This is a genomic window from Nitrosomonas sp. HPC101, assembly GCF_009833125.1.
GTDB lineage: Bacteria > Pseudomonadota > Gammaproteobacteria > Burkholderiales > Nitrosomonadaceae > Nitrosomonas.
Genome location: NZ_QRCC01000010.1, coordinates 109,486 through 136,222, shown reverse-complemented (window position 1 = coordinate 136,222; position 26,737 = coordinate 109,486). Strand labels below are relative to the sequence as shown.

The following is a 26,737-nucleotide window of genomic DNA, read 5'->3' as shown; positions in this document are numbered from 1 at the left end:
ATTGCTTGGATGTTGACCCAAGAGCAGCAGCGCCCGGTCACCAGATCGGGCGAGGATTGAAACTGGTGCGCTCTTTGTCAACCATCCACATAATCCGCAGCGCCCGGTCACCAAGTCACACAGCCATTTCCCGGACTGGATAACGTATACGAAATTGTGGATAACCCCGACACCTTGTATCGAAAGCTGAAACAGGTTGAAGTCAGGCTTGCGGATGATTTAACGGCGCCAGGTGATTGGCAAAATATTGCCGATACACTGGAAGAACGTTCGACCGCTCTGAGGTTCTTACAATGCAGCTATAGACTAAATCCGAAATTTCAAACCATTGGAATAATATAATTTCCATGAAAACCAATGTATAAGAGGAGCTTTTAATGCAGTTTAGAGCGGATATTCAGATACTTAGAGGAGCATCTGTACTACTTGTTGTTCTATTTCACCTTGGATTTGATCTCTTTAAAAGTGGATTTCTTGGTGTTGATGTATTTTTTGTAATTAGTGGCTTCTTAATGGCTGTTCTTTATGATCACAAAGAAAAATCAAAATTTTTCAGACGTAGGGCTATCCGCTTACTCCCCCCTTACTTTGTTGTATTATTCTTAACTCTTATACTATCTGTTATATATACGACAAGAAATGAATCAGCTCAGGTTTTTGAGCAGGTTTACTATGGGAGCGTATTTGCTTCAAATATTGGATTCTGGAGTCACAACTCATATTTTTCGGATAGCAACTTCAACCCTCTTCTACATCTCTGGTCTTTAGGGGTAGAGATTCAATTCTATCTTATTGTTCCCCTGCTGGCATTTTTCTTCAGAAAAAACAAATGGTTGCTCCCAGTTTTTTTAATTTCCTCACTAGCACTTTGTTTTTGGGTAACAACGATATCACCTAAAACAAGTTTTTTCTTACTCCATTCAGGCTTTGGGAGTTTTTAATCGGCTATGGAGTTGCATTATTTTTCAGCAAAAACGGCAACCTTGTAACAAGTGATAAAAATTACTTAGGAATATTGGGATTACTGGCTTTGCTAATGATTCCATTATTCCCTGTTGATGGAGAGGAATTATCTTTTGTCACAGGTCATCCTGGGGTGTTCGCCTGGGGTGTTCGCCTTGGTTATTGCGATATCTACTGCTTTAGTGCTGGCTTTTGGGATTCCAACCTCAGTAGAAAAATCAAAAATAGGGAAAGGACTTGTTGTTTTAGGTAAATATTCTTACTCAATTTATCTAACTCACTTCCCTATTATTGTAATATACAATAGCCAGCCTTTTGGAGGAACTATATATGGAGTTAGCAAAGATACTGACCTCATAATACTGGTGGCTATTATTTCTGTCGCCTCATTTTTATTACACAGGTTTGTAGAGGCTCAGCGCTTACCAACATTCATTTCCAATAAATGGCAATCTGCAGTTGTTTTAATTAGTGCCACTACCCTTGCTTTCACAACTGCCTTTAATTACCTCCACCTTAACAGTTTAGAGAAAAATGAAAGGCTTATTTTTAATGCCGAGCAAGATAGATCCGCTTATCGTTGCGGGAAGATTTTTCGTATTCTCAACCCAACTTCACCTGTATGTGAGTTAACAGGACTATCAGAGCAGGAATCAAAAGGCAATATCATGCTAGCAGGAAACTCCCATGCTGACGCTGCCAAACCCGTCTTTATAGAATTGGCAAAGAAAAAAAATCTAAGACTGTTCTTCTTTGTATCAAACTCTACAATGAATCCTGGAAGCAGATCAGCAGGATTTTATATAAGCCAAGCATTAGAAAATAATGTATCTGTTATTTTCGTACACCAATCCGCAATGTCTTTTGATTACAACACTTTAATTTCTTTAGTTTTAGAGGCAAAATCAAATAATATACATGTAGCTTACTTAGAGCCAATCCCAGTTTGGAAGCAAGGAACACCAAAATCAATGTAGAAGATGGTTTCAAGTAACAATTCTGATATTCTTCCCCAAAAATACCTTGATGACTACCTGTCTGAGAACAACTATATTTTTGACTCTCTTGACGAAATTAAATTAGAGAACTTCTCTCGTATAAGAGTGGGTGATATATTTTGCGATCCAGACTGCAGATTCAAAACTGAAGAGGGAGTACCCTTATACTTTGATAGATATCATCTGACAAAAACAGGTAGCGAGCTACTTTACCCTCTAGTATTTAATGAAATAGCTAACCTGTCTCTAAAGAAGTAGATATTCACAACTCATAACCAACAAGGGCCAGTGCTTGAATAAAGGGCTGGCATTGTGTAGTTGTCAACTCATTCCGGACACTGCTTTAAGTTTTTCTCCTGACACTGTGACCTGTCCGCGAACCTTTCGCTCGGAAAACCACGAACAGCAATACTTTTCTGATGCAATGAACTGTCTATAAAAACTGGCTAATTCATACATCGTATTTGATCATAGCTCAAAAATCCTGATAATCCGGCGGGATATGATAGCTATCTACTTTCCTCAATTCTTGGTTGCTGCCCTCTTAATACTGAATTATTCTCATACATATTCCTTTGATCCACAGCCAATGCACCACTGACTTCTATCTCACTTAACAAAGTATTTAGTCCATAAGCCATCAATGCATTCTTGCAACAAGATAAATAAATCTGCTCCTGTGAAATTCCCATTTTCTGCATCAGCATAGCCGTTCTGGGAACAGCCAATGGATCCGAATAACCCCAATCTGCCGAAGAGTCAACAATCACTCTATCTGCTCCATATTCCGCTACAATACGGGCCATTCTTTCGCTATCCATTTTTGTTTCTGGGTAAATGGTAAAAGCAGCCCAATACCCTCTCTCAAGAACAGCTTCGACTGTCTGTTCAGTGTTGTGATCAATAACAACTTTATCAACATCAATACCATGTTCCTGAATCAGATCCATCGTACGCAAGGTTCCTTTCAGCTTATTTCTATGAGGAGTATGGATCATTACAGGTAAATTAAACTCCTTGGCTAAAGATAATTGCTCCTGCAAAAATCTTTCTTCCAGCTGCGTCTGCTCATCAAACCCGATTTCACCCACCGCGACAACACCCTCTTTTATAAGAAATTTCGGTAAAATTTCGATAACTTCTTCAGCCAGTTTCTGGTTATTTGATTCCTTACTATTGAGTCCAATCGCACAAAAATGCCTGATTCCATATTGAGATGCCCGAAAACGCTCCCAGCCCAGCAATGAAGAATAATAGTCAATAAAGGTACCAATACTGGTCCTTGGTTGGCCCAACCAAAATGCAGGTTCAATTATCACAGCAATGCCTGCCTGTGACATAGCAACATAATCATCCGTTGTTCTGGATGACATATGAATATGAGGGTCTACAAAAAAATTCATAATAAAACCTTCTACCTTGGACGAACTTAATATGTTTTTAATATTTCCGGCACTCAGCACTTTCTAATTAATTAATATTTCATCTGAGTAAAGATTCCTCAAAAAAACAAATTTATCTGCTAGCGAACATACATATGTAACAGCAAATAAAATCTCCTTTCATATTTTAATGGTCACCTAATTGCTTCATTAAAGCAGCCAAATCCGGCAACTCATTTTCACTAGCATAAATGCTAAAGTAGTCCCATAAATTACCAGATACTGGCCTTTTAGAGCCTATCTGCTCTTTAGCATACTCATAAAGCATTGCAGCCAGCTCAATATTGTCTCTTGTAGCTACGCCATAAATATCTTGCAATTGATAATTCCAAGAAATAGCTTTAAGAATCATATTATTCCATTCGTTTTCAGAAAAATTGTCAGCAGGGAATGGATTGAATAGAGCAATTGCTTCAAATAATGGACGAATATTAGAGCGAACAGCCTCTCTCGAGCAGTTTAGGAAAAACTCTGTTTTCCCGTACAGAGGAATTCCTTTTAAAAAAGCAGCTTGTTCATTTAATTCAGTCAGTTGATATATCTGGAACAAGATATCTTCTGCATTATCTGTTTTATGTATAACCGTTAGGTTAAATAATATCCTGACAGCTTCTATTAAAGACCATTTTTCAGGCTGCCACCCACGACAAATATTATGCGCCCTACTTACATCATCCTCATTGAGAATCAGATTGCTTTCAACGCGTAGCTGTTTAGGCACAGATGCAATATTGAAACTCAGTTTCACCGGATCAGAATACTCAAATATATTCCCGGTAACCTGCTTGATCCAGGCACCTGCTCCTTCATTTATTTGAAGCAATATGCTGGACTCCAAAATTGAATATGCTTCAGGATTCAACATAAAACTCATGTTGCAGGAATAAGTCTTTGCAAAACCAGAGTAAATGGAGTCATACATAAAGCCAGTAGAGCAGCCCACTCAAACCCACCGAAAGCCAGCAGCAATCCATCCAATAATGAAATTGCTGCAATCAGAGTTGATATTGCCACCCCATAACCCCCCTTCTTGAAGTAGAAGACAGCATACCCGATCACAATCAGCAGAAGAAATAACATAAGCCCTGTCCCGACTAATATTTTCGTTATGCCGTAAACCAGAGACGGAGCTATCAAAAACAATACAGGCCACAGTTGGGTGCGCCTCTGTGTTTCCTGCTTAGCTAAAAAAGTTATTCCGACAATCCACAAAAAGCCCATCAACGCAGCCAGAATCAACTCATTACTCGGGGCAGAAACATATACCAGACCAGCTGTCAGATAGACCCCTCCTCTACATGCTCCCATCAAGAAAGGGCCAAATGGATTTTCCTTATGTTTCCAATCATAAAAGACAATCAGCATACATAATGCTAATGTCGAAATGACCCCATTCAATCCTCTTAAACCTGTTTCTTCAGTGAACAAACTCAAGAAAAAGCACAGCAAACCAAAAAGCATCAACAATATTCCCCATGCAAATACCGTTGTATGGGGTACTTGTCCACTTGGTATGGGCCTATGGGGATATTCTTTTATATCTACCAAATAATCAAAAGCATCATTGAGAAACATCCCAGAAACATACAGCAGGGACATCGATAACAATAAAAAAAATATCCTGTAATCGAAAATAAAATTATTTGAAAGCAAAGCCCCTACCAAGCAGTTAGTCCAGATTGTTGGCAGGTTAGAAACACGCCCCAAATGCAAAGCTACCTTTACATTCATGGCTGAAGTTGATCTTTCACCCAAGTCAACTCACGTGTAATCAATCTCACTATACTTTCACTACGGAACCGCTCAGGCAGAATACCCCAGGTATAAGTCTCTACCTCCAAATGTTGCGTTAAACTATTTGCAGAATGTTCAGCCAAAATAGATTTCAAAAATGACTGGGAAGTATGGAATAAAGACATAGAATCCAGAAAGACAGGCACATGAAAATGTATTCTCCATTCTCGATCTCTAAGGTGGCCCCTGCTGGAATCAGAATAATATTGGGATACTGCCTCTTCAATATCCTCGTAGCGATATAAATTCTGGTCTATTTTTTCCACAATCTGGTGCAAATAAACACCATCATTAAACTCTAGTAGCTGTTGAATTTCCTTGTTATTAACAGAAGCAATACATAGCCCGCTACTTATCTGCATCTTTGGAATCAGGATTCCTGATGAACGGATCTGCTTAACAAGGTTCTCCGCATCTTCAAATTCAACTGCGGCATGACATAAGTCAAGGCATATTCCAATATACTTACGAATTTCAGAAACTGCATCCGTATAGTCTATTTTCAGGCTCTCACTGATTTGCTTTACCCCTGAACCAGCAAATATCTTTTGATTAAAAAAATCAACAGTCTCACTCATTGTTTCAAGAAAACAACAAGGTTCAGGCTCCAATGCCAGCAGAATTCTTTTTCCCGTCCTATATTCCAGATTAATTAAGTGCTTGACTACAGACATCAGATTACTGACAGCACTTTCAATGATTTTATCTGAAGAAATGTGCCTCCTGAAACCAACAGGAACAGTGGAAATACTGCCATAACGGACGTCATTCTCTGGCAGTAACTCAGCAAGCAATTCACTCAACAGTACCGTGTAGTCTACCCGGAGTCTGCTGCTCCAGTCCGGGAGATATACATTCTCTTTTACCTGCAAGCCATGGAAACTACCATACGGAAAACCATTTATCGTAAAAACGTAACAATCGTTGGCAGCAAGCCAGGATTTAAACTCACATAACCTTTCTGGAACCATAAGTTCTGCAGCTGCCTTGGCAGATAATCGCAGCCCAATCCCGAATTTCTCATCGCTCGCAACTGATACTTTAACAGGCAAAACATACCGATCCAGATTCTGTCGAATTTCACTCCAGCTCTCACCTGGATGGATATTGGTACAATAAGTCAGCTCTTCCCCACGATAAATTTTCAACCTTACTGCACCTCGTGCAGCAAGGAGCTAATTGATTGCTCCATCATATTGATACTAATATCATTAATCTCCACACCGGATCCTATGGAGTCAAGTACCGTTATAGTAGATTCTCCTCCAAGATGTTCACGAAATTCATCAATCCCATCCAATAAAACCAACACACCACTCTCATTTCTTTGCTTCATTGCCTGATGTTCAAGCTTAAAGTCCAACTTCATCATGAGCGATATAATTCTTTCATAGTCGATTCTTGTTATCCTGCGTGTATCCAGGGAATATCGCGTATCAATCGCCATGCCTATCGCCACAGCCTCTCCGTGCCTTAACTCATATTCAGACATTGTTTCAAGCTTATGAGCCGCCCAATGGCCAAAATCCAGTGGCCGGTTTGAACCTGTCTCAAACGGATCACCCCCCGTTGTTATTTGCAATAAATGCAGCTCAGCACATCTTTTAATCATGTACCTAACTGCATCCTCTTTAAAACAAACCAGATCCTCCACATTGGATTCGAGCCATTCAAAAAATACATCATCACGAATAAGCGCCGCCTTGACTGCCTCCGCCATACCAGATTTTTTATCGCGATCAGACAAAGTACTCAAAAAAAGAGCATCGTTAACCACCGCACACGGGATGATAAAGGAACCGATAAAGTTCTTTATCCCAAACCGGTTTACTCCTGCCTTAACGCCAATCCCGGCGTCATTCTGGGCAAGAACCGTAGTTGGTATGCGTAACAACCGAATACCCCTATGAGTGGTTGCAGCCGCATATCCTACTGTATCCAGCATAGCCCCGCCGCCAATGGCCAGCACGAAAGTATGTCGATCAGCCCTATCGTCATGCAACTTTTGATAGATACCTTCAAGCACACTGACATTTGTCTTACAAACCTCCCCTCCCGGCACGGACAATGGACTGCCGAGAAGTTTTAGTTTTGCACGGTGCATTTTAAAGTAGTAAAGGATCTTATCGACCAAATCCAGATGATTTTCTATCACTCCCTGATCAATAAAAATACTTACTGTGTTTATTTCCTTGGAATCAATTTTAGAAATTATATTAATTAGATCCGAATTTTCAGGATGAAAAATATCTTTAGAAAAATAAACATCATAAAAAAACTCAAACTTAATATTGTTTTGTATAACTTCATTCATTCGTAGATTCAAGTTTAAGGCACAGCAGAACAGCTGGTTAAATAAAGAAGCTCAGGAGTAAAACGCCTCTACAAGCCATGAAGGAATGGTATATTTCTCATCCTCACTTATCCCATAAAAACCCTGATAATCTGGCGGGATGTGACAGTCAGTCCCACTTTGTGACGACACATATAAATTCACACGGGATTACAATATCCATCAATCATTCTACCGCTAACAACGAACCATCGTATGACAACAGTGCGTGAGCAAGTATTGACGGGGCTTAAATGGACGGCGGGCGGAAAACTGGGAGCACAGGTCGTTACATGGGCAATCACGCTTGTTGTGATGCGTTTGTTGACACCAGAAGACTATGGCCTGCTGGCCATGGCGTCAGTATTTGTCGCTTTCATGTTGATGTTGTCCGAGGCTGGGCTCGGCCCTGCACTGATTCAAAAACAAGATCTCGATGAAACTGCTTTACGCAATGTATTCGCCATCATAATTATTGTAAACATTGGCCTGTTGTTACTGCTTAATCTGCTGGCCCCTTCCATTGCAGCCTTTTTTGATGAAGAAAGACTGATACCAATTTTGCGGGTTTTATCACTCCAGTTTTTATTGACCATTTTCGGCACGCTTCCTGGTGTTCAGTTGTATCGCCAGCTGAAATTCAAAAGCCTGTCACTCATTGCTTTCTCGACAACGATTATCGGAAGCATATTGACATTGGCACTGGCATTTGCACAATTTGGTGTATGGGCGCTTGTCCTGGGAAATCTTGTGGCGAGCGTGTTAAATGTAATCGCAATAAATGTAATAGCTCCACTTAATTTTCTCCCAAAATTTTCCTTGTCTGGCATACGTAATCTGCTGTCATTTGGTGGAAATGTCACCTTATCACGCCTGCTCTGGTTTTTTTATACCCAGGCAGACACCGCCATTATCGGTAAACTGCTAGGCAAGGAAACGCTTGGGTTTTACTCTATTGCAATGCAGCTTGCTTCATTACCCGTACAACGGATTTCTTCAATCATTAATCAGGTTGCATTTCCTGTATTTTCCAGAATCCAGGATAACCGTGAGCAATTTAGCAGTTTCATACTCAAGGCAGCCCGGGTGCTCAGCCTGGTAGGCTTCCCCGTACTATGGGGAATTTCCAGTGTCGCCGATGAAGTAGTCTCGCTGTTTCTCGGGGAAAAATGGCACAGCGCGATACTGCCATTACAATTGTTGGCGCTGATGATGCCTTTACGCATGATCGCCAATTTTCTGCCCTCTGCTGTTGACGCGCTAGGCAGGCCAGACGTCACCATGAGAAATGTACTTCTTTCCTCAATCGTTATGCCAGTTGCCTTCCTGATCGGATGCAACTGGGGGTTAGAGGGCGTTGCATTCAGCTGGATTATCGCTTATCCGTTCGTATTTTTTATCAATACCGTACGTATGCTCCGGGTAATTGAACTGCGACTATCTGATTTTTTCTCTGCCATTACGCCAGCAATGGGCGCTACTATCGGAATGTATTTGGCAGTATGGGCAACAGGCACACTACTGGCAAACAACATTGATCAATGGATAAAGCTAGCAATTATGATTGTCACGGGCGCACTGGTTTATATCGGCCTTACACTGCTTTTCAACAAACGCAGCTACCGTGAAGCCATTAACCTGATCCGCAAGTAATACTTCTTATCCCAACCTGATGCACAGTGTGTAATGCCCCAATAACACGGGCAAAGCAAATAAACACCGAACTCCTACCCGCCTTTTATACCCTGTGCTTCGTAATTTTTGAGTATAAAAATAAAATACGTTGGCGAGTTCGCTTGGGAATAGGTCGTGCCATAATGTTGCTGAGCTGGTTCAAATAATATAAAAATCGACTTTTTATGGGTAACCGATATGCCATGCCTTCCTGAATAGCATATCCACACGGATTACATATCCCACAAGGTTGATTATTACGGGTTGGCGAATGGCAAAACCAGGTTCGTTCCAGCAGGTCTTTAAATTCATTGACATCTGCGATCGTAGACATATCGGTTTTTGAAAGATGCAGGATAGAAAATCTAAAGTGTCCAAAAATTTTTAATACTTCGGGTTCTGCGTCTTCCCTAATTTCATAGCACACTTCACGATCTACTTGAATCTGTTTAATACTATCCTTAATAAACATATGCGCACGATCATCTTTATGGATGCAAAGCTCCAGTGAACGTAGACCAAACCGTGTAGCAAAATCAGCGATTGATAGGTATTGATCCCCTAAATAATATCTATTACGAAGCGTAGCATAGGCTTGATGTAGCTCCTCGTTTTGAGGCAAATCATCTATTTTGATTACAATGGGCCGGGTTATTCGTCTGGCAGCCCACGGAAAACGTTCTCTAAACAGTTTCTGGATTAACTCAATCGCCTCTAACTCCAGCACCGATGAACGACGCATTTCAAAATACAGATAATAGGGCTGAATCTGACGCGACCCATGGAGCACTAGATACAAGATACGAAATGTTGAATCCCACCCACCTGTCCATAGTATTCTATGCGCTTCACATGGCATGATTGTAGCTCTCTCCTTCTCAATCATTAAATCCTGCACTGAACCATAAAGATCTCCTGCGGACAAACTTGAGCTGGAGATTTTATCTTGTATTTATAGATATTGATATTGATTGCTGCCTTAGCCTGAAAAGAAGTCATATACTAAGACTGCTGTATGGTAGCGGATAAAGGTAGCGCAACTTTTAACTCTAAAAAGAACTTTCCAAGCCATATTAATTTTAGCCTCAACTGAAAAGATATATTCATTCAAATTACCTGGGTAGACTCTTCATGCATCTTTTTCACCAATTGCAGATATACCGTAAGCGAGGGCTCGTCCGAGTTCTCAAGGAGCACTATTGGACGGCTCATCGGGGTATGACTTACCTGCAAGCCTGGTTTCATCGCCGAAATATGCGTAATACCTGCTTTATCGGCATCACGGGCAGTGCAGGAAAAACCACCACCAAAGAACTGAGCCATCTCATTTTATCTCACTTCTCTGAAAGTCATGCCTCTCCCCAGACTGAGAATGAACATCTGTTCATCGCCAGAACCATTCTTGAAACGAAACGACACCACCGCTATTGCATAGCAGAGGTTGCTGGTCACCAGCCCGGCTACATGGATCTTTCGCTGCGTATGCTCAAGCCCGATATTGGCGTGCTGACAATTATAGGCAACGACCATTTTCAAGCATTCAAAGGTGCTGGCATTGAAGGAATCGCAGCCGAAAAAAGCAAATTAATCACTAATTTGTCCCGTGACGGGATCGCCATTCTGAACATCGACGACCCGCGTGTAAAAGCGATCGGCGAACGTTGTCAGGCACGTATCATTTGGGTAGGAAAAGCGGAAGGTGCCACCATTCAGCTGCTTTCTGCCACGTCCTGCTGGCCAGAACCTTTAAAACTGATGATCGCGTTTGAAGGCGAGAAATACGAAGTGCTCACTCAGCTGCATGGCACACATCTGGCACTATCAATAATGGCAGCCTTGGGCGTTGCCATAGCTGCCGGCATCCCACTGGAAAAAACCATCCCTGTTTTGGAGAAAGCGGTACCAACTGAAGGCAGAATGCAAATTGTCCGCGACAACAAGGAGGTCGTGTTTATCCGTGACGATATGAAAGCACCACTTTGGTCATTAGAAGCGCCTTTAGAATTTCTTAAGCAAGCTTCCGCAACGCGAAAAATTGCTGTTATTGGCACAATAACCAATTTCTCTGGCAGTAGTTCCGATGTATACAAACAACTGGCCGGAGAAATTCAGAAATATACGGACATAGCTATTTTCGTTGATCAAAATGCATACCACTCACTTCGCTCAAGAATAAATATAAATGATCAATCCCTTCAAGTTTTCTCGAATATTCACGATGCATCTACCTATCTAAAAAATGAATTACAAAAAGGTGATCTGGTTCTCCTTAAGGGCTCACGCAGGGCAAGTCATTTCGCTCGAATCTTTCTTGACAGAATCAAACCCATACAATGCTGGCGAGATAATTGTGGACTAAATATATTCTGCGAGAACTGCGCGTTCCTTTATCAAACAAATCAAAAAAGTAACTCCCTAGAAAAATCGTACTGATATATTCTCCTATAAGATCACTATCAAGAATCTCGCTAATAATTGAGCAAATAGCTAAAAATCAGTTCGTCCAACTTTGAAACCTGGGTAATAAGGAAGGAAAACAAGCGGATGCACTACACTCAGATGAAGGCTTTATATGAAACTTACCGATACAAGGCGAAGGTAGCGCGTACTTTTTTTCGTGCCTGGGTACATCGGCAGCGTCTGGGTAATGTCTGCTTCATCGGAATCACTGGCAGCGCTGGCAAAACCACTACCAAAGACTTCAGTCATTTACTGCTTTCCGCTTTTTATCCCGTAAGCGGCACGCTCAAATCCCTCAACGTCGCCTTGGCTGTCGCGGAAACCGTATTACGCACAGACAGGCAACATCGTTTCTGCCTGCTGGAAATTTCGGCCGGAAAACCCCGTGCGCTTGATCTCCCCATGCGATTGTTCAAGCCCCAAATCGGTATATTGACAGTTATTGGGCGTGATCACTTCAGAGCGTTCAAAGGGATCGAGGGGATTGCCGCGGAAAAGGAAAAATTAATAACGGGTTTACCCCATAACGGGGTCGCCATCCTGAATATCGACGACCCGCGTGTAAAAACCATCGGGGAACGCGCCCCCTGCCGTGTCATTTGGGTCGGCGCTGCCGAAGGTGCCACTATTCGACTACTCTCTGCCACGTCCTGCTGGCCTGAGCCTTTAAAGCTGAGGATAGCGTTTCAAGGCGAGGAATACGAAATACTAACCCAGCTGCATGGCACGCATCTGGCATTATCGGTATTGGCAGCTTTAGGTGTTGCCGTAGCTGTTGATATCCCACTGAAAAAGGCCATCCCTGTTTTACAGCAGGCAGTGCCTGCAGAAGGCAGGATGCAAATTGTCACCGATGACGAGGGGGTTGTGTTTATCCGCGACGATATGAAAGCGCCGTACTGGTCACTACAAGCCCCGTTAAATTTTCTCAAACAAGCAGCTTCGCCCAGAAAGGTTGCGGTTATCGGAACACTATCCGATTTCTCGGGCGATCTTTCCGCAAAATATAAACAATTTGCGAGAGAAATCAGACAATATGCAGATCTGGTCGTTTTTGTTGGATCTAATGCACATCGCGCTCTTCGTGCAAGAAAAGATCAGGATGATCAGTCTCTCCAGGGCTTCTCAAATATCCACGATGCGGCCATCTATCTCAAAAATGAATTGCGCAGGGGAGATCTGGTGCTTCTTAAAGGATCGAATACCGCCGATCATCTCATACGGCTTATCCATGACCGAAACCAACCTATTCAGTGCTGGCGAGACCGTTGTGGTTTAGAGATATTTTGTGATGATTGCAAATATCTTTATGATGCTACGCAACATACACCTGATCAGGCCACTGTTTCGGTGAATGATGAGATTTCTACTTCCTTACCAAAGTCTTCTCAATTGGCTGTACCAGGTGCGTTCGTGCTGGTTGGGCTGGGAAATCCCGGCAAAGAATTTGAAGCCACGCCTCATAATGCGGGCTATCAAGTACTCGACCGGATCGCCGAGCGTTTCAGTGGCCACTGGGAAACCATCGATGAAGGTCTGATCAGTCTAGTCAACATCGATGGCAATGCTGTCAAGTTGTTTAAGCCGGCTGCGAATATGAACGTTATTGGCCCGGTGCTGCGGCAATTCCTCGCAAACAATGGCTGCACTGCCGACCACTGCACCCTCATTCATGATGATATGGATCTCGAGCTCGGCAAGGTCAGACTTAAGCACGATGGTGGCGACGCTGGCCACCGGGGAGTTCGTTCGGTAATTACAGCACTGGGCACTGACGCCGTCCACCGTGTGCGTGTCGGGGTCAGGCGGCCCGGAGATCAACGCAAGGCGAAAGATATCGTATTGACGCGATTTACTCCCGAAGAAGCCTTCAGTCTCAATCATGCCATTGAGCAATCGGTTAAGCTGATTGACCAGCATATTCATGCTGGAGAAATTGAAACAATGATCCACTAAAGGATACCAGCAACATACATTACAAGGCCATCTCATGAATAAACCGATCATCGCAATTCAACGAGACCACCAGCAACTTTCAAGCAAGCGTTGGCAGTCTTTCTCGACACGCTGGCATGAGTTGGCCACGCAGCAAGGTGTAACAACGCTGGATGTTGATATTTTTTCCAATTCTGCCAACTGGCTGGATCAACTCAAGGATTGCGATGGATTCATGTGGTGGTTCGCCCAGCCATTATCAGTGAGCCGCCCGGGCCGCAGATTGATCACATCCCTCGCGCATCTGGGCAAGATACCGACATTTCCTAATCTGAATACCATCTGGCATTTTGATGATAAAGCCGCACAATCCTATCTGCTGCAACTGGCGGATATCCCAACGCCCGCGACTTGGGTATTCTGGTCAAAATCTCAGGCCGGAGAATTCATTGAATCAGCAAATTACCCGCTGGTGCTCAAGCTGTCTTCCGGTGTTATTTCCAAGAATGTCGAACTAGTACACACGCGCCGTAAAGCGCGCCGACATTTGGATGCGCTGTTCGATTCCGGCATGTATGCACTGCCACCGGCCAATCTACCCTGGCGCTGGTTTGTCAGGCGCACCAGTGAAGCAATGCGCGTGTTTCTCTCGAAACCAACGGATGAGGAATTTCATAAGGGCTACTTATTGCTCCAGGAATTTCTGCCTGGCAATGATTTTGATATCCGCGTCACGGTCATCGGTAAGCGGGCCTTTGCCTTCAGGCGGTTTAACCGGCCCGGTGATTTCCGGGCAAGTGGCAGCGGTCGCATAGATTGGGATCCCACCAGAATCCCGCAAGATGCGCTTTTGCTCGCTTTCCGGACTGCCAGCGTACTACAAACCCAGTCACTTGCCGTTGATGTTTTGCGGCGAAACGGTCAACCTGTCATTGCAGAAATTAGTTATTACTACGAAGGATGGGCAATTACTAAATGTCCCGGCCACTGGGAGCTGCCTACGCATGCATCCGAACCGGTCTGGGTGGAGGGCCCTATACAGCCGGAAGATGCCATCTGGGAAGATTTCGTTACCCGGCTTGACTCCCGATTAAACCGATAGAACCGGTATTTCTCAATGAATCGCTAACGAGAGGTGAAATTTCCCCATGAAGATATTCCGAATCCTGCTTGGCAAACGCGCCCGCAGGGCGCCTTTCTCGACGTTGTCCGAAATCCTGCGCATGCGCTTCGGCTCACAACGTCTGTTATTCCAGGAATATATCGATTACCGTTTTCATGAGCTGGATGATCTGAGTGCTGAAGAACGTCACAGATTTCTAGGGAATGGCCGGAAATTTCGGCTTAATTACGTGTGCAATGATCCTCATTGGTTCATGCTGGGTAAAAAATTACCGATGACAATCTTTATGATGGCAACCGGCCTTCCCATGCCAAAAATTCATGCGGTTTATGATCTCAGCGGCAGAAATATACCGGACTCCATCACGTTAAGTAATATCGAAGAAGCTGCCGCCTACCTGCGTACGCCTCAGCATTATCCGATGTTTGCCAAACCCAGTCACGGTGCTTACGGCTGGGGTGCAGTGGGCCTGAAGAATTATCAGCCGGAATCGGACAGCATTGCCTTCCTCAATGGCCAACAACGTAAAGTGATCGACTGGCTCGAATCGCTCAATCCGGAATTTTCACAAGGTATCCTGTTCCAGGAAATGCTCAAGCCGCACCCGGAAATCGCACGCATTTGCGGCTCCCGTGCCAGCACAGTACGTGTTACTTCCGCCCGGATAAGCGGCAAAAATACTATTGTCAGTGCAGTCTGGCGCATTCCCGCTGGATTGAGTATGGTAGATAACTTTCAGCATGGTGCCTCAGGTAATTTGCTGGGAGGCGTGGATACGACCAATGGTCAAATTACGCGGGTGGTAGGTAACATCAATAGTCGGATCGAGCCAGTGAGCATTCATCCGGATACAGGAGAACATTTCGATCACTACACGCTGCCGGATTGGCCGCAGGTAATCGATATCTGTGAACGAGCGGCTAATTACCTCATGGGTATGAATCTCCATCATTGGGACATCGCCCTGACCGACCGCGGGCCTGTCATTATTGAAAACAATGAAATCGCCGATCTGGATTTGCATCAACATGCGAACCGTAAAGGTTACTGGTCTGAAAAAATTGAAACGGTGCGCCGTCAGTCTTATCCCCGCTACTGGGAGCAGTTGAGCTGGCCACAAAAAAAACTAGCCAATCTGATGCGCAAGATCGATGCATTTTACTGAGAACATGGCTGACAAACTTGAAGGAATGAGTAGCTGGCAGGAAAAACTGGCACATCTGAAATCCAAGGGAGGATTCAAGGCCGCGGCATTCTGGGCTGTCAAGAAGCTGTTCCGGATGGAAGTACATTTTCTCTATTCGATCGATCTGGCTCAACAGCAGGTGTTGAGGCCCAAACCTGTTCGGGACACTGGTGAACGGCATGCCTTCCATTTCATTGGCCTGACAACTGCCCAGGATCTCGCTCTGTATCCGCATGCCCTGATTGAGCAGCTCGATTCGCAAAGCGGCCAAGGTGTCGCCAGGCTCATCAGCAGCGATACGGGGGTTTATGCATTGATTGAGGGTACCAGTGTCGTTTCACAGGTGAATATCAATCGCAGCGCTGTAGTGCATGTCGATTCACCAACAGAGCTGGATATTCGCTTAGCGCCCGGCAATGTCTTTCTGGGCTATCTGTTTACCTATCCACAATATCGCGGCATGGGAACGGCGGCATCCCTGATCGGAAAAGTAAGCCAGGACATCCAAAAGCGCGGGTATTCAAGAATCCTGACGCATATCCGCTCGACCAATGCCGCTTCATTGAATACTTTCAGAAAATGTGGCTGGTTCAGGGTGGGCTGGATTCTGACCAGCACATCCGGACGGCTATTGTTGACACGTTGTCCACATAAGAGCGGCATCTCGATCACGGCCGCCAGACGGCTGTAATGATGCGTAGTGACCTATCCGGGAATACCACCCCATCAACGCAATTTATGCCTCGGTTAACCACAGCTCCAATTTTCTACAATGAATTGTCTATTTGACATGGAAGCTTACGAATTTAGTTTGGGCTGGGGTTGAGATTGTTGCTCAATCAGTCTTAGTATTATGACAATCATAATTAAGATGTGATAGGGTAAATCAAAATATGCCAGTCCAAGGAAAGCTCCCCCCGTAGCGTATCCTACAAGACTAACTTGGAGCATGCTTGCCAAATCATATGCCCATTTGTCTGATTTTGATTTTCTGGTGAGTTTTATAATTTTATTGGCAGATCGCCATCCAAGAAAGCCAAGCACGAGAAAAATTCCTAAGCCCACGAAACCATGTTCACCAAGCACTCCAAAGTAAATACTATGGGAATCTTGGTATTTTTCTCCTGGCGCGATTAGCCCTGGTGCATAACGCTCATAATTCTCCGGAGTAAAACTTCTAAACCCGCCGCCTAAAGGGCGAGCAACAGCCATCTTGGTAGCGAATTCCCAGGCAAGCAGCCGGCCCTGCGCGGATGTATCTCTTTCTTCTTCTGAACTCGTAATAGTGCTCATCCGGTCATGCCACGACTGAGGCATAAAATTAAAAAGCAGAGGAGCCATTATTATTATGACAATAAGGGGAACAAGTTTTTTTCTACTTTTTATCCAGAGAAAAAAAGCAATTGCTCCGATGGCTAATAATGCACCACGTGATTGTGTACCGAGAATAGCCACAGGAATAAGCAGCATAGCGACTACCAGCCCTCTGCGAGCCCATAGGTGGATTGTGTTTAGGTATAAATACCAGATTAGAGGCAATATCATTACCATGGCCAATCCAATTTCTGTATTACCCGAAATAAATCCGCCTGAGGGGCCAAGAACATGACTACTTCCGCCACCGGTTAATGTAAATATTCCTCCTTTTATGCCATAAAAACCGACAGATAACGCGATCACCCATACGAGAAAATGTAGTTTCCTTCTGTCGTTTATTATCCATACTGTCAGAAAAGTAAACAGCTGTATTTTGAATACCTTCTCCCATTGAACCCAGGAATCATCCGGTTGCAAAGAAAAAAAAGTTGTAATAAGAAACCAAATGTTTAAAAGAACTAACCAGCTTAATATGGGAGACCAGAAATAGGTTATTTTCTCTCGGGAAAAAACTAATGAAATAAATACAGCTACAGCAACAAATGCCGCAAAGGGGAAATTATAAGCAAATCCCCAGGCCAATCTGTGTGGATTCATATAACTGATCCACGACCAAAGATAGATGCCGATATGAGGGTATTTCAGTGCAAATGGTAATGCTCCGAAAATAACAGCGGTAACGAATAAATCCCTCATAAGTTATTATTAGCTACCTTATAAATAGAAATCATATTAACTTTGGATTTCTCTGTGCAGCGAAGTTTTAGACCAGTAGCGATATAAAGTTCCCGGGGCCTGGAGAAGATATGAGCGATCACTTTGTCCGAACCGCATCAGAATTACCCATATCCTCAGGTAAAAAAGATTCAGATATTCATTTGAAAACGCCGAGTCCTGACAAAGCTTTTTTGCGTATTTCAACGCATGCAGTTTATTCCGCCTGATTTCTTCGGTGCTTGAACTCCACTGATATGTAAGGCCTTCTGGCTGAGGGAGTGGGCAGGGTATGTGACCTGGATAGGTCTGCCATGGTACTTCCAGTGTTTCTTTGGGAAAATAGTTCAGCCATTCCATATAGAAGATGTGGCGCAGAAAGAGATCAATGGGTTGCTTGATTATTTCTGCAATAAAATCGGAATCAAAAAATGGGAGCTCGAATTCCACTCGCCCCATGTCGATATTCTCAAAGTGATTAAACATGTGCCGGCGTTGATCATTCAGCATCAGAAATAAGTAAAAAACACGACCAGAATCATCTGGATGAAGCGAATCCAGTTCAGATTGAATTCCTTTATGCAGAAAATTAATTAAAGTTGAGGCTGTCTCGGGTTTTAAAAGCTTGGTACTCATCCCCCAGTTGTTATAAATCAAGAATCTTTCCTTTGCTTCTTCCATATTTTTTGTTCGCGAGGCCTGAACAATATCTTGATTCAGATACACATGACCAAGGCCTACGCTACCGCCATCACCGGACCAGATAACGCGGGGTTTTTGCAGTTTTTTGTCTGTGTAAGTTGCTGAATTTATCCATTCATTTACAGATAACTTGTGGTATGCATCCTGTTCGTTTTGTTTGCCCATCTGCAGATGAGTGTGATGAGTCCCCAGCTTGTCAGCAGCAAGTTGCCCAAATATTTGATCCTGGCTGCCAGTCCGGGCGAAATTGGAGGTAACTACTTCCACATCAAGACTTCTCAGCGCGCCAACAATAGCGCGAGAATCCAGGCCGCCGCTTAAAAACGCCGAGACGGTTTTTTGTTTTTGCAACCGGATTCTGACTGAATCAATGAAAATCGAATGAAGATGTTTGGCAGAAGTACCCATATCACTCGTTTTTTTGGTGGGTAACTTATCCCATTCCCAGTACCGTCGCCGATCGATTGTTTCATCCATGAAACTGATTGTTTCTCCGGCATAGAGTGTAAATATATTTTCATAAGGGGTACGATCGGCTAGCGGATAACCGAAACATGCTGTTTCTGCTATACCCTGAAGGTCTAACAATTTTTTCTGGAAAGATAATGCTTCGAGGATTCGCAGCGCAGTCGAGAAAATAATGAAATCAGGTGTTATCCAATAGTAAACAGGCCGGACGCCAAGTTTATCTGTTATTAAGTGAAGTTTTCCGGTTGTGTGTTCATAGACAGTTGCGCAATAGGTTCCACGACATGCTTGCAGGACATCCTGTTTTCCGGCAGCCAGATCAAGCGCCAGGTTCTGCAGACTTTCCGTACGCGACCCTGGCATATCTGGACTGGTTTGCAGTAAAGGATCACCTGCTACCAACGCCGTCAATTCTTTAATAAAAAAACTTCCAGACTGTTTCAGTACGCCAATATCAATTTTTGCAAGGTAAATCCTCTCATCAGAAAACTCTATTACAGCATTTTGATCATCAGGATGACGTGATATTACAGACCGAAGCTCATTTATGAATGCGCCTGGTATAGCTTTATCTTTGTAACGGGTAAAAATTCCTGCGAAAACTGTCATTAGAGGCGTTAGTAAAAAATTGAATGGAATTTAGAAATGTATAAAATATCTGTTTAATCTTCCTTTAAAGAAAGAAAGAAGCAGCGTTATATCGTCTTTTTATGCTTTTACGACGAAATAAAATTCTGTTAGACCCAATCCGACACCAATCCAGGCAAATATGCTCACTGTGCGCAATAATGTTGCCAGACGAGGCAGGCGCCGACGTAATATAAAAAATAAAATTTCTTGCATTATCAGGATTGCCAGCAATACATAGGTTGCTTTTAAGCGATATGAAATGAGTGGAAGCTGTCTCGTACTATTTTCCGCGGCAACCCCTATCGCTGCTGAAACGAAGGCAGCTTCGTTTTCAAGGGTAGACTGTTTAGTTAGCTTCAATTCTTTTTCGGAAACAGTTTTTCCATTTGTTAACAAGTTGATATGGTTTTGATTACGGCTAATTGTCATGCTGTCACTTTCATCAATGCCTGAAATATTGATGACCCAGTCATCCGGGCCATCAATACTTGTCAGTGTTGCTACAAGATCAACACTACGGTCATCAAGATCCTTTCTCTGACTACGCAGAGAAAAAACTGCTAACTGCCAGCCTTGTTCAGAATTAGTATTAACAGCGATTGTCTCCGCAGGCACCGGCACTTGCCCGGTCGTGACCCATCCTGCAAATGGTTCCCAGCTTCCAAATAATTGCTCAACATCTCTGCCCTGATCTGTCTGAAAAGAGCAGTACATTGCTTGAGCGGAATAGGGTGCAGACACAGTAAAACTCCCGGCAGCCAGCCCCGGTACTACTGTAAGATCCGGATAGAACGTCCAGAAAGTATTCGCTTCACGTGGAATTTCATTCTGCAGATGATCAAATATAATCCACGTCTTTGCGCCTATCTGCATCACCTCCCGCAATACCTTAAAGCCATCTGGCCCTTTGCGCTCCATTTCGATAAAAAAAATCTCATCATCATTTCCCGTACTAATCAGTCTTGATGTACGTTGTGAAGAAGCTGCTTCATTGCGTAAGTGTGGTGCATTATTTCCACCCCAGGACTCTGCTTTGGAACGCCCTTTGGAGCCGTACGGCCAGTATCCAACACTCGTAATCCAACTTCGACCTTCTGCCCAAGTCAGGATACTTAATTCATCTGCTTGTTTGTGTCCCAGCTGTGGATAATACGACCATGTGGTAACGGTTTGTGAGCGTGTTTTATTTCTATCCGGATTTTGTGGATACCACCAAATTGCATGGCCAGCCTGTGGATATAAGCTTAACCCCCCGTGATACGGCCAATCTGTTGTTCGCTGCAAAGGGCCAGCATCTCCATTTTCTAGCTGATATGTTCGGGGAGGGCCAAGAAAGTTTGATTTACTTGAAGTATCTCCGAACATTGGCATTGTTCCGTCCGGCCGTCGTAACCGTGCATAAAAATCACTAACCCTGTTGTAGCGTTCCCACCAGTCTATCGGGATTGTTAAGTTATTCAACGTGTATAAACGCAACATCGTAGCCAGGAATTGAACACCACCAAAGTTGTATCCCGCAGAATGCAGCAAAGTAACTCCCTCGTTATTTACATAATAAGGCAGGTGCGATGAAAAGCGGCGTATTGCGGTTTCACGAAAATAATTACTTTCACTCAGGAACGGAAATGCTGTACTGATTTGCATCAGAGCCAAATCAGCTAAAATACCGTGCCCCGTTCGCCAGGCATATTGTTCGGATTTTGCTAATAACAACCCACTCCTGGTTACCAATAAAAAGATTTTTTTTGCGTCTTCAAGATCGAAATCTTCCCGATTTCGATAATGCGCCCAGAATTTGATTAATACTGAAATACGAGCAGCAATAGCGTGATCGTTCCATAAAAAACCTGTATCAAAAAAACGAGATGATTCAAATTCTGAAAATTTGATCAGGCTTTCTTTAGCAAGGTGAAAGTACTTTTCCTTTCCTGTAAAAAGGTATCCATCAAGCAATTGATCGACTGCTACCAGGCTAGCAACAAGAAGCTGAGGATGTTTCTGTAGATCGGCGGGTGAAAAAACAGGTGAAATCTCAACTGATGGAAAGTCAGGGATATCTAAAATTCCCTTTGCTACATTTTCTGCACGTTCAGCTACCCCTGTACTTGGAACCCAGTTTGCTGGCGGCTGCAGATTGATCTGGCTTAGTTCGTTAAGCACACTTTGCTGAGGTACTGTTCGAGAATGTTCTATTATTTCCGTAGTCACCGTAGCAGGCTGAACGTGCCATAATAAAAATTCCGGCAACCATATCCATCCGATAACAGCAAAAGCAAGTATTATTCTTAGAAGGGTAGCCATAGAAATAAATCCAGATCAGTAGATAGCTTTAAGAAATTAAGAATTTATCCGTAAATAATATTTATTCTCCCTGGGCCTCCTGCTTTACGAAAGGCGATGGGCATAGCCGAACATAAGCAGTGTGACGTGATCAAGGTTTTTTGTACACCCAGTCAAGCAACTTTTCTCATGTTTTCCATTTGACCTGCCATCTTCTATTCGTCGGTTTTTTGGCAACGCCGAAACGCATTCGAAGCTTCGTTACGAAGCCACCGAACGTTGGGTTCCCACAGCCTACAAGCGCATGATCGATAGCGTCGCGCTTCGTGAACTTGTACCGAAGTTCAACAAGGCTGCGGCCAGCGTTCGCAACAGCTTCTATAACCCGACGCTTTTGGCGAAAGCTTCAACACGCATTCAGATTTAACGAACCCTAAGTGCCATTGGGGACTTTAGCCCAGCCTTCGTGCCGGTTTTTTTATGGCATGGCTGCTGTAATTTCGGCGGTTACGTCGCGAACGCCAGGAGTTTTCCACACTTCGTCCCACAAAATGAACTTGTTACTGTTCGTATGAGCTGCGAAGATTGATTGTTCGACAACAAACGTGATTGGAATCAATGCCGCCTTCATCATGTTAAAGTCGTTGTCGAACAGGACGCCCGTCAGTACGTCGAAATGTCCGCCGTTTATATCGCGAATCGCTGAAAGCTGTCGCGATTTGTTGCGTCGTTGAATGCGGCGGCCTTTAATTTGATACCACGTACCATCCGACCCGGTGGCGTCATATCCCCTTCTGACTTCGGCGCTTGCTGCCACCCGAACATCCGGAAAAACAGGTATTCGGCTAGATCGCCCGTCGGGTTGTTTGCGCTACGCGCTACGCTCCGTTCGCGTAGTTCTTCTCCGACTCGTGCATGAAGAACTAGAAGTTCCGCAACTGACAGGAACTCGACGGGCGGCATCAGGCCTTTTGTTGTGGGCTTTTATGTGGGTCAAGGACTACAAATATTCGTTATCCTTGATTTTATTGAATGCGTGGCGGAGAGAGAGGGATTCGAACCCTCGATAAGCTTTTTGAGCCTATACTCCCTTAGCAGGGGAGCGCCTTCGACCTCTCGGCCATCTCTCCGTATACAGTATATAAAACACTCTTACTGCTCTTACGACGGATCGCGATTTAAAGAGCGCGTAATATTAACATGTTTTTACATCAATGTAGCTCCCCTATCCAGATCAAAAGCTTTATGCAAAACCCGGACAGCTAATTCCATGTATTTCTCATCTACCACGACAGAAATTTTGATTTCTGAAGTGGCGATCATTCGAATATTAATTCCCTCCTCAGCCAGAACACGAAACATTTTACTGGCTATGCCGGCATAGGAACGCATTCCCACGCCAATCACTGAAATCTTGGCAATCTTTTCCCCACCAATTACCTCGCGTGCACCAATATGTGGCAACACCCGTTCCTTCAGGATATCCATCGTTTTGGTAAATTCATTCCGGTTGACCGTGAATGAAAAATCAGTGGTACCGTCACGCCCTATATTCTGAATAATCATATCCACATCGATATTGGCATCCGCAACCGGGCCCAGTATCTGGTAAGCAATGCCAGGATGATCCGGCACACCGACAACCGTAATCTTTGATTCGTCACGATTAAATGCAATCCCTGAGATTATGGGCTGTTCCATCTTGTTATCTTCCTCAAACGTGATCAGCGTACCTTCGCCTTCTTCAAAGCTGGAAAGAACCCTGAGCTTGACTTTGTATTTTCCAGCAAACTCCACCGAACGTATCTGCAGCACCTTGGAACCCAGACTGGCCATTTCAAGCATTTCCTCAAAGGTAATGGTATTCAGTTTCCGGGCTTCCGGCACGACTCTCGGATCCGTTGTATAAATACCATTCACATCCGTATAAATCTGGCACTCGTCAGCTTTAAGTGCTGCAGCAAGTGCAACTGCAGTTGTATCCGAGCCACCACGTCCAAGCGTAGTGATATCGCCCGTTTCATCCCTGCCCTGGAATCCAGCCACGATAATCACGTTACCAGCAGTCAGATCAGCACGAATACGATCTTCATCAATTTTCAGGATGCGCGCTTTGGTATGAGCACTATCGGTTGTGATACTGACCTGGGGGCCAGTATAGCTTTTTGCCTTGACTCCCAGTTCACGCAAAGCCATTGCCAGCAACCCGATCGTAACCTGCTCACCTGTCGCCAGAACAACATCCAGTTCGCGAGGATCCGGATTGATCTGAATCTCCTTTGCTAAAGAAACAAGACGATTTGTCTCTCCGCTCATGGCAGATACAACAATCACCAGCTCATGTCCCTGTCCTCGGAATTCAGCTACCCGGCGCGCAACCTGCTTGATACGCTCAACACTGCCCACCGAAGTGCCGCCATATTTTTGAACAAGGAATGCCACGAAAGATATCTCTCAGAAATAGATGATTAAACGGCCGGGAATTTTACACAGTTCTTCAGGAAAATTCTATTTCCAGGATCTGAACAACGGTACCAGACTTCTCAACACCAAAGTTTTACTGTCTGACTGACGCCCATTACATCATATACAGCCTGACTCCGTGACTGGAATAGACTCATGCTTTCCAGACAAACTCCTGGTTTGCAGAAAAACAGAAAGTTCTCTGAAAAATGTTAGCGAAGCAGCCAGCGCAAGGTAAAAACAAACGAAAAATGCAATTTACAAGTCGTAAACGTATATTTTGCGCTTGTTTTCACCGTAATGCCGAAGCAGCGCGGACTGTTCTTCAGAAATCCCTAAAAAGTAACTCCCAGTTCATGCAGCGTTTCTTTGGTTATCTTGCCTTCAGCTAAACCATGCTGTTTCTGAAAATCGACCAGTGCATTCCGAGTACGGGGCCCCATCATGCCATCCGCTGCCCCGGGGTTTAAACCCGCATCCTTCAGTGCCTGCTGAATTTTACGAATCAGATCCGGCGATGCTTTGACAACTTCCAATCCATCATTAATCGTTTTTTCTGCTGTCTGATTCACCTTTGGAATCTCGGCCAAAACAGAGTTCGCTTCCTCAGCAACATCCCCAGCAGTTTCTTCCAATTCATGTTCCACATCGTCACCTGCAGTATCAATTGCAGATCCGGTGCGTTGAATAATTTCATCTGCTCTTGCCAGTATGGATTCCAGAGATTCTTCCGTTGCCTCTGCAGCAGCCTCCCCGGATGCAGTTGATCCCAGCTCAACTGCGCCCTCATTACTTTGGGTAGCTTCCGCAGTGACGCCAGGCTGATTCTGCCGGGTGGTTTCTTCCGGCTGATCTCCACAACCAGAAACAATCCCAGCCAAAAACAGCACAAAAACACTTTTTGCGAAACGATCAGGACCTATTCTTTCCATTTCCAAATCTCCCCTAAAAAACCCGCAAATTACTCATCAGATATCAAATCAAACCATCCCGACAAACCAGAATTTATTTACGTATTGCACAATAACTTTCCGATTGCCCAAAATTCTCTCATAAAAAGAATTCTGCTATGAAGGCTAATTCGTTTTTTCCTGCTGCATGACCGTACACTTCGAGGCAATTACCTCCATCAAATCTCGCCAGGAATCCACAAATTTCCTGGCACCTTCTTCCTGAAGACTGACAGCCAATGCGTCAATATCAATTCCTGCCTCAGTAAATTGTTGTAGAACTGTTTCGCTGTCTCCTCCATCGACAGGCATAGTGCCACCACTCAGATCACCATGGTCAACCAGCGCGCTCAAAGTCTTTTCAGGCATGGTATTAATGGTAAATGGCGCGGCTAACGCCGTCGCATAAAGCACATCAGAAGCCTTGGGATCCTTGGTACCTGTACTTGCCCATAACAGACGCTGTGGCCGTGCACCAGCGTTGTAAATACGCAGCCAGCGCGCAGAGCCAAGCTGTTCGCATACTGCTTTATAGGTACGATTGGCAATGGCAATACCAAGCTTGTTCTGCAGCTTCTCTGGAACCTTGCCCGCCACTGCAGCATCCCAGCGGCTGATAAATACGGAAGCAACAGAGGTAACATCAGGATTGAGCCCAGCCTCGACACGTCGCTCGATTCCTCGCAGATAAGCTTCTGCCGTCGCAAGGTACTGCTCGCGACTGAATAACAAGGTCACGTTGACCGGAATTCCGGCGAAAATCGCCTCTTCAATGGCAGGCAGGCCTTCCCTGGTTCCCGGAATCTTGATCAGCAGATTCGGTCGCTCTATCTGACTATGCAGCGCCTCCACGGCTGCGATGGTAGCAGCAGTGTCATATGCCAGCAGAGGAGATACTTCCAGCGACACCCAGCCATCAATGCCATTAGTACGATCATAAATAGGACGAAACAAATCGGCAGCCTGGGTCAAATCCTCCAGTGCCAGATCGAAAAAAATCACTTCGCTCGATTTCCCTTGTGCCAGATCGGAACGGATGGAAGCATCATAAACATCACTGTGCTTAATCGCCTGGTTGAAAATCGTTGGATTCGAGGTCAATCCCGTTACTGACAACTCATCGATATAACGCTTGAGCGTGCCATTGATCAATAAATCACGTGTAATATTGTCAAGCCAGATGCTTTGGCCCAGGTTACGCAATAATTGTGTTGCTTTCATGATGATTCTCCTCGAAAAATAAACT

Annotated in this window: 21 protein-coding genes, 1 tRNA gene and 1 CRISPR repeat array (1 of these 23 cut by a window edge); of the genes, 8 read left to right on the top strand and 14 right to left on the bottom strand. The window is 44.2% G+C overall.

The genetic code is table 11. The features are described from left to right. Positions 1-133: direct repeats of the CRISPR family, unit length 37 nt; unit sequence GCAGCGCCCGGTCACCAGATCGGGCGAGGATTGAAAC; it reaches 335 nt to the left of the window's first position. Between the two features lie 244 nt (positions 134-377). Both ABO04_RS07640 and ABO04_RS07635 read left to right on the top strand, forming a co-directional pair. Beyond that, positions 378-941 (top strand): acyltransferase, encoded by a 564-nt coding sequence (locus ABO04_RS07640; protein ID WP_160810082.1) that lies wholly within the window; start codon positions 378-380, stop codon positions 939-941. Between the two features lie 135 nt (positions 942-1,076). Beyond that, positions 1,077-1,940, top strand: a complete 864-nt coding sequence (locus ABO04_RS07635) for an acyltransferase (protein ID WP_160810081.1) — start codon at positions 1,077-1,079, stop codon at positions 1,938-1,940. A 530-nt stretch (positions 1,941-2,470) separates the two neighbouring features. On the opposite strand, the gene ABO04_RS07630 is transcribed toward ABO04_RS07635, so the two are convergent. From ABO04_RS07630 to ABO04_RS07610, 5 genes are all read right to left on the bottom strand, one after another. Continuing rightward, positions 2,471-3,364 (bottom strand): TatD family hydrolase, encoded by an 894-nt coding sequence (locus ABO04_RS07630; protein ID WP_160810080.1) that lies wholly within the window; start codon positions 3,362-3,364, stop codon positions 2,471-2,473. Positions 3,365-3,530: 166 nt separating this feature from the next. After that, complete coding sequence (locus tag ABO04_RS07625) at positions 3,531-4,268, bottom strand: EboA domain-containing protein (protein WP_160810079.1); 738 nt, start codon at positions 4,266-4,268, stop codon at positions 3,531-3,533. A 5-nt stretch (positions 4,269-4,273) separates the two neighbouring features. Beyond that, the gene (locus ABO04_RS07620) at positions 4,274-5,134 is read right to left on the bottom strand and encodes a UbiA family prenyltransferase (protein WP_160810078.1); all 861 of its coding nucleotides are present in this window, start codon (positions 5,132-5,134) and stop codon (positions 4,274-4,276) included. Next, positions 5,131-6,345: a metabolite traffic protein EboE gene (gene eboE / locus ABO04_RS07615; RefSeq protein WP_160810077.1), complete on the bottom strand. Its 1,215-nt coding sequence runs from the start codon at positions 6,343-6,345 to the stop codon at positions 5,131-5,133. The genes ABO04_RS07620 and eboE overlap by 4 nt, the downstream gene beginning before the upstream one ends. A 2-nt stretch (positions 6,346-6,347) precedes the next feature. Continuing rightward, positions 6,348-7,511 carry a 3-dehydroquinate synthase gene (locus ABO04_RS07610; protein WP_160810076.1) on the bottom strand — a complete coding sequence of 388 codons (1,164 nt, stop codon included), beginning with the start codon at positions 7,509-7,511 and terminating at the stop codon, positions 6,348-6,350. A gap of 234 nt (positions 7,512-7,745) precedes the next feature. On the opposite strand from ABO04_RS07610, the gene ABO04_RS07605 reads away from it, so the two are divergent. After that, on the top strand, positions 7,746-9,182 hold the full coding sequence (locus tag ABO04_RS07605) for a lipopolysaccharide biosynthesis protein (RefSeq protein ID WP_160810075.1): 1,437 nt from the start codon (positions 7,746-7,748) through the stop codon (positions 9,180-9,182). 85 nt (positions 9,183-9,267) lie between these two features. Here ABO04_RS07605 and ABO04_RS07600 read toward each other — a convergent pair whose 3' ends face one another. Then, a complete protein-coding gene (locus ABO04_RS07600; RefSeq protein WP_160810074.1) occupies positions 9,268-10,089 on the bottom strand; it encodes a hypothetical protein in 822 nt (273 codons plus the stop codon). A gap of 332 nt (positions 10,090-10,421) precedes the next feature. On the opposite strand from ABO04_RS07600, the gene ABO04_RS07595 reads away from it, so the two are divergent. The 5 genes from ABO04_RS07595 (at position 10,422) to ABO04_RS07575 (ending at position 16,598) form a co-directional block, all read left to right on the top strand. Beyond that, a complete protein-coding gene (locus tag ABO04_RS07595; RefSeq protein ID WP_160810073.1) occupies positions 10,422-11,636 on the top strand; it encodes a Mur ligase family protein in 1,215 nt (404 codons plus the stop codon). A 111-nt stretch (positions 11,637-11,747) separates the two neighbouring features. Then, positions 11,748-13,619, top strand: a complete 1,872-nt coding sequence (gene pth, locus ABO04_RS07590) for an aminoacyl-tRNA hydrolase (protein WP_160810072.1) — start codon at positions 11,748-11,750, stop codon at positions 13,617-13,619. A gap of 34 nt (positions 13,620-13,653) precedes the next feature. After that, on the top strand, positions 13,654-14,700 hold the full coding sequence (locus ABO04_RS07585) for a hypothetical protein (RefSeq protein ID WP_160810071.1): 1,047 nt from the start codon (positions 13,654-13,656) through the stop codon (positions 14,698-14,700). 46 nt (positions 14,701-14,746) lie between these two features. Then, complete coding sequence (locus tag ABO04_RS07580) at positions 14,747-15,886, top strand: sugar-transfer associated ATP-grasp domain-containing protein (protein ID WP_160810070.1); 1,140 nt, start codon at positions 14,747-14,749, stop codon at positions 15,884-15,886. A gap of 4 nt (positions 15,887-15,890) precedes the next feature. Further along, positions 15,891-16,598, top strand: coding sequence for a GNAT family N-acetyltransferase (locus ABO04_RS07575; protein ID WP_160810069.1), 708 nt, complete (start codon positions 15,891-15,893; stop codon positions 16,596-16,598). A 107-nt stretch (positions 16,599-16,705) separates the two neighbouring features. Here ABO04_RS07575 and ABO04_RS07570 read toward each other — a convergent pair whose 3' ends face one another. From ABO04_RS07570 to tal, 8 genes are all read right to left on the bottom strand, one after another. Continuing rightward, the gene (locus ABO04_RS07570) at positions 16,706-17,980 is read right to left on the bottom strand and encodes a putative O-glycosylation ligase, exosortase A system-associated (RefSeq protein WP_160810068.1); all 1,275 of its coding nucleotides are present in this window, start codon (positions 17,978-17,980) and stop codon (positions 16,706-16,708) included. A 36-nt stretch (positions 17,981-18,016) separates the two neighbouring features. Beyond that, a complete protein-coding gene (locus ABO04_RS12115) occupies positions 18,017-19,108 on the bottom strand; it encodes an asparagine synthase C-terminal domain-containing protein (RefSeq protein ID WP_240141473.1) in 1,092 nt (363 codons plus the stop codon). 768 nt (positions 19,109-19,876) lie between these two features. After that, positions 19,877-22,099, bottom strand: a complete 2,223-nt coding sequence (locus ABO04_RS07560; RefSeq protein ID WP_160810066.1) for a heparinase II/III family protein — start codon at positions 22,097-22,099, stop codon at positions 19,877-19,879. Between the two features lie 457 nt (positions 22,100-22,556). Continuing rightward, positions 22,557-22,895 (bottom strand): hypothetical protein, encoded by a 339-nt coding sequence (locus ABO04_RS07555; RefSeq protein WP_205012765.1) that lies wholly within the window; start codon positions 22,893-22,895, stop codon positions 22,557-22,559. 220 nt (positions 22,896-23,115) lie between these two features. Next, positions 23,116-23,208: transfer RNA gene (locus ABO04_RS07550), tRNA-Ser, on the bottom strand. Positions 23,209-23,284: 76 nt separating this feature from the next. After that, positions 23,285-24,520, bottom strand: a complete 1,236-nt coding sequence (locus tag ABO04_RS07545; RefSeq protein ID WP_160810065.1) for an aspartate kinase — start codon at positions 24,518-24,520, stop codon at positions 23,285-23,287. A 356-nt stretch (positions 24,521-24,876) separates the two neighbouring features. Continuing rightward, positions 24,877-25,473, bottom strand: a complete 597-nt coding sequence (locus ABO04_RS07540; RefSeq protein ID WP_160810064.1) for a peptidoglycan-binding domain-containing protein — start codon at positions 25,471-25,473, stop codon at positions 24,877-24,879. A gap of 144 nt (positions 25,474-25,617) precedes the next feature. Then, positions 25,618-26,712, bottom strand: a complete 1,095-nt coding sequence (tal, locus tag ABO04_RS07535) for a transaldolase (protein WP_160810063.1) — start codon at positions 26,710-26,712, stop codon at positions 25,618-25,620. Positions 26,713-26,737: the final 25 nt, after the last annotated feature.

Coding starts and splice junctions, on each gene's coding strand:
- ABO04_RS07640 (WP_160810082.1), top strand. CDS start 378: ATGCAGTTTAGAGCGGATATTCAGATACTTAGAGGAGCATCTGTACTA.
- ABO04_RS07630 (WP_160810080.1), bottom strand. CDS start 3,364: ATGAATTTTTTTGTAGACCCTCATATTCATATGTCATCCAGAACAACG.
- ABO04_RS07625 (WP_160810079.1), bottom strand. CDS start 4,268: ATGTTGAATCCTGAAGCATATTCAATTTTGGAGTCCAGCATATTGCTT.
- ABO04_RS07620 (WP_160810078.1), bottom strand. CDS start 5,134: ATGAATGTAAAGGTAGCTTTGCATTTGGGGCGTGTTTCTAACCTGCCA.
- ABO04_RS07610 (WP_160810076.1), bottom strand. CDS start 7,511: ATGAATGAAGTTATACAAAACAATATTAAGTTTGAGTTTTTTTATGAT.
- ABO04_RS07605 (WP_160810075.1), top strand. CDS start 7,746: ATGACAACAGTGCGTGAGCAAGTATTGACGGGGCTTAAATGGACGGCG.
- ABO04_RS07600 (WP_160810074.1), bottom strand. CDS start 10,089: ATGATTGAGAAGGAGAGAGCTACAATCATGCCATGTGAAGCGCATAGA.
- ABO04_RS07595 (WP_160810073.1), top strand. CDS start 10,422: ATGACTTACCTGCAAGCCTGGTTTCATCGCCGAAATATGCGTAATACC.
- pth (WP_160810072.1), top strand. CDS start 11,748: ATGCACTACACTCAGATGAAGGCTTTATATGAAACTTACCGATACAAG.
- ABO04_RS07585 (WP_160810071.1), top strand. CDS start 13,654: ATGAATAAACCGATCATCGCAATTCAACGAGACCACCAGCAACTTTCA.
- ABO04_RS07580 (WP_160810070.1), top strand. CDS start 14,747: ATGAAGATATTCCGAATCCTGCTTGGCAAACGCGCCCGCAGGGCGCCT.
- ABO04_RS07575 (WP_160810069.1), top strand. CDS start 15,891: ATGGCTGACAAACTTGAAGGAATGAGTAGCTGGCAGGAAAAACTGGCA.
- ABO04_RS07570 (WP_160810068.1), bottom strand. CDS start 17,980: ATGAGGGATTTATTCGTTACCGCTGTTATTTTCGGAGCATTACCATTT.
- ABO04_RS12115 (WP_240141473.1), bottom strand. CDS start 19,108: ATGGGTACTTCTGCCAAACATCTTCATTCGATTTTCATTGATTCAGTC.
- ABO04_RS07560 (WP_160810066.1), bottom strand. CDS start 22,099: ATGGCTACCCTTCTAAGAATAATACTTGCTTTTGCTGTTATCGGATGG.
- ABO04_RS07540 (WP_160810064.1), bottom strand. CDS start 25,473: ATGGAAAGAATAGGTCCTGATCGTTTCGCAAAAAGTGTTTTTGTGCTG.
- tal (WP_160810063.1), bottom strand. CDS start 26,712: ATGAAAGCAACACAATTATTGCGTAACCTGGGCCAAAGCATCTGGCTT.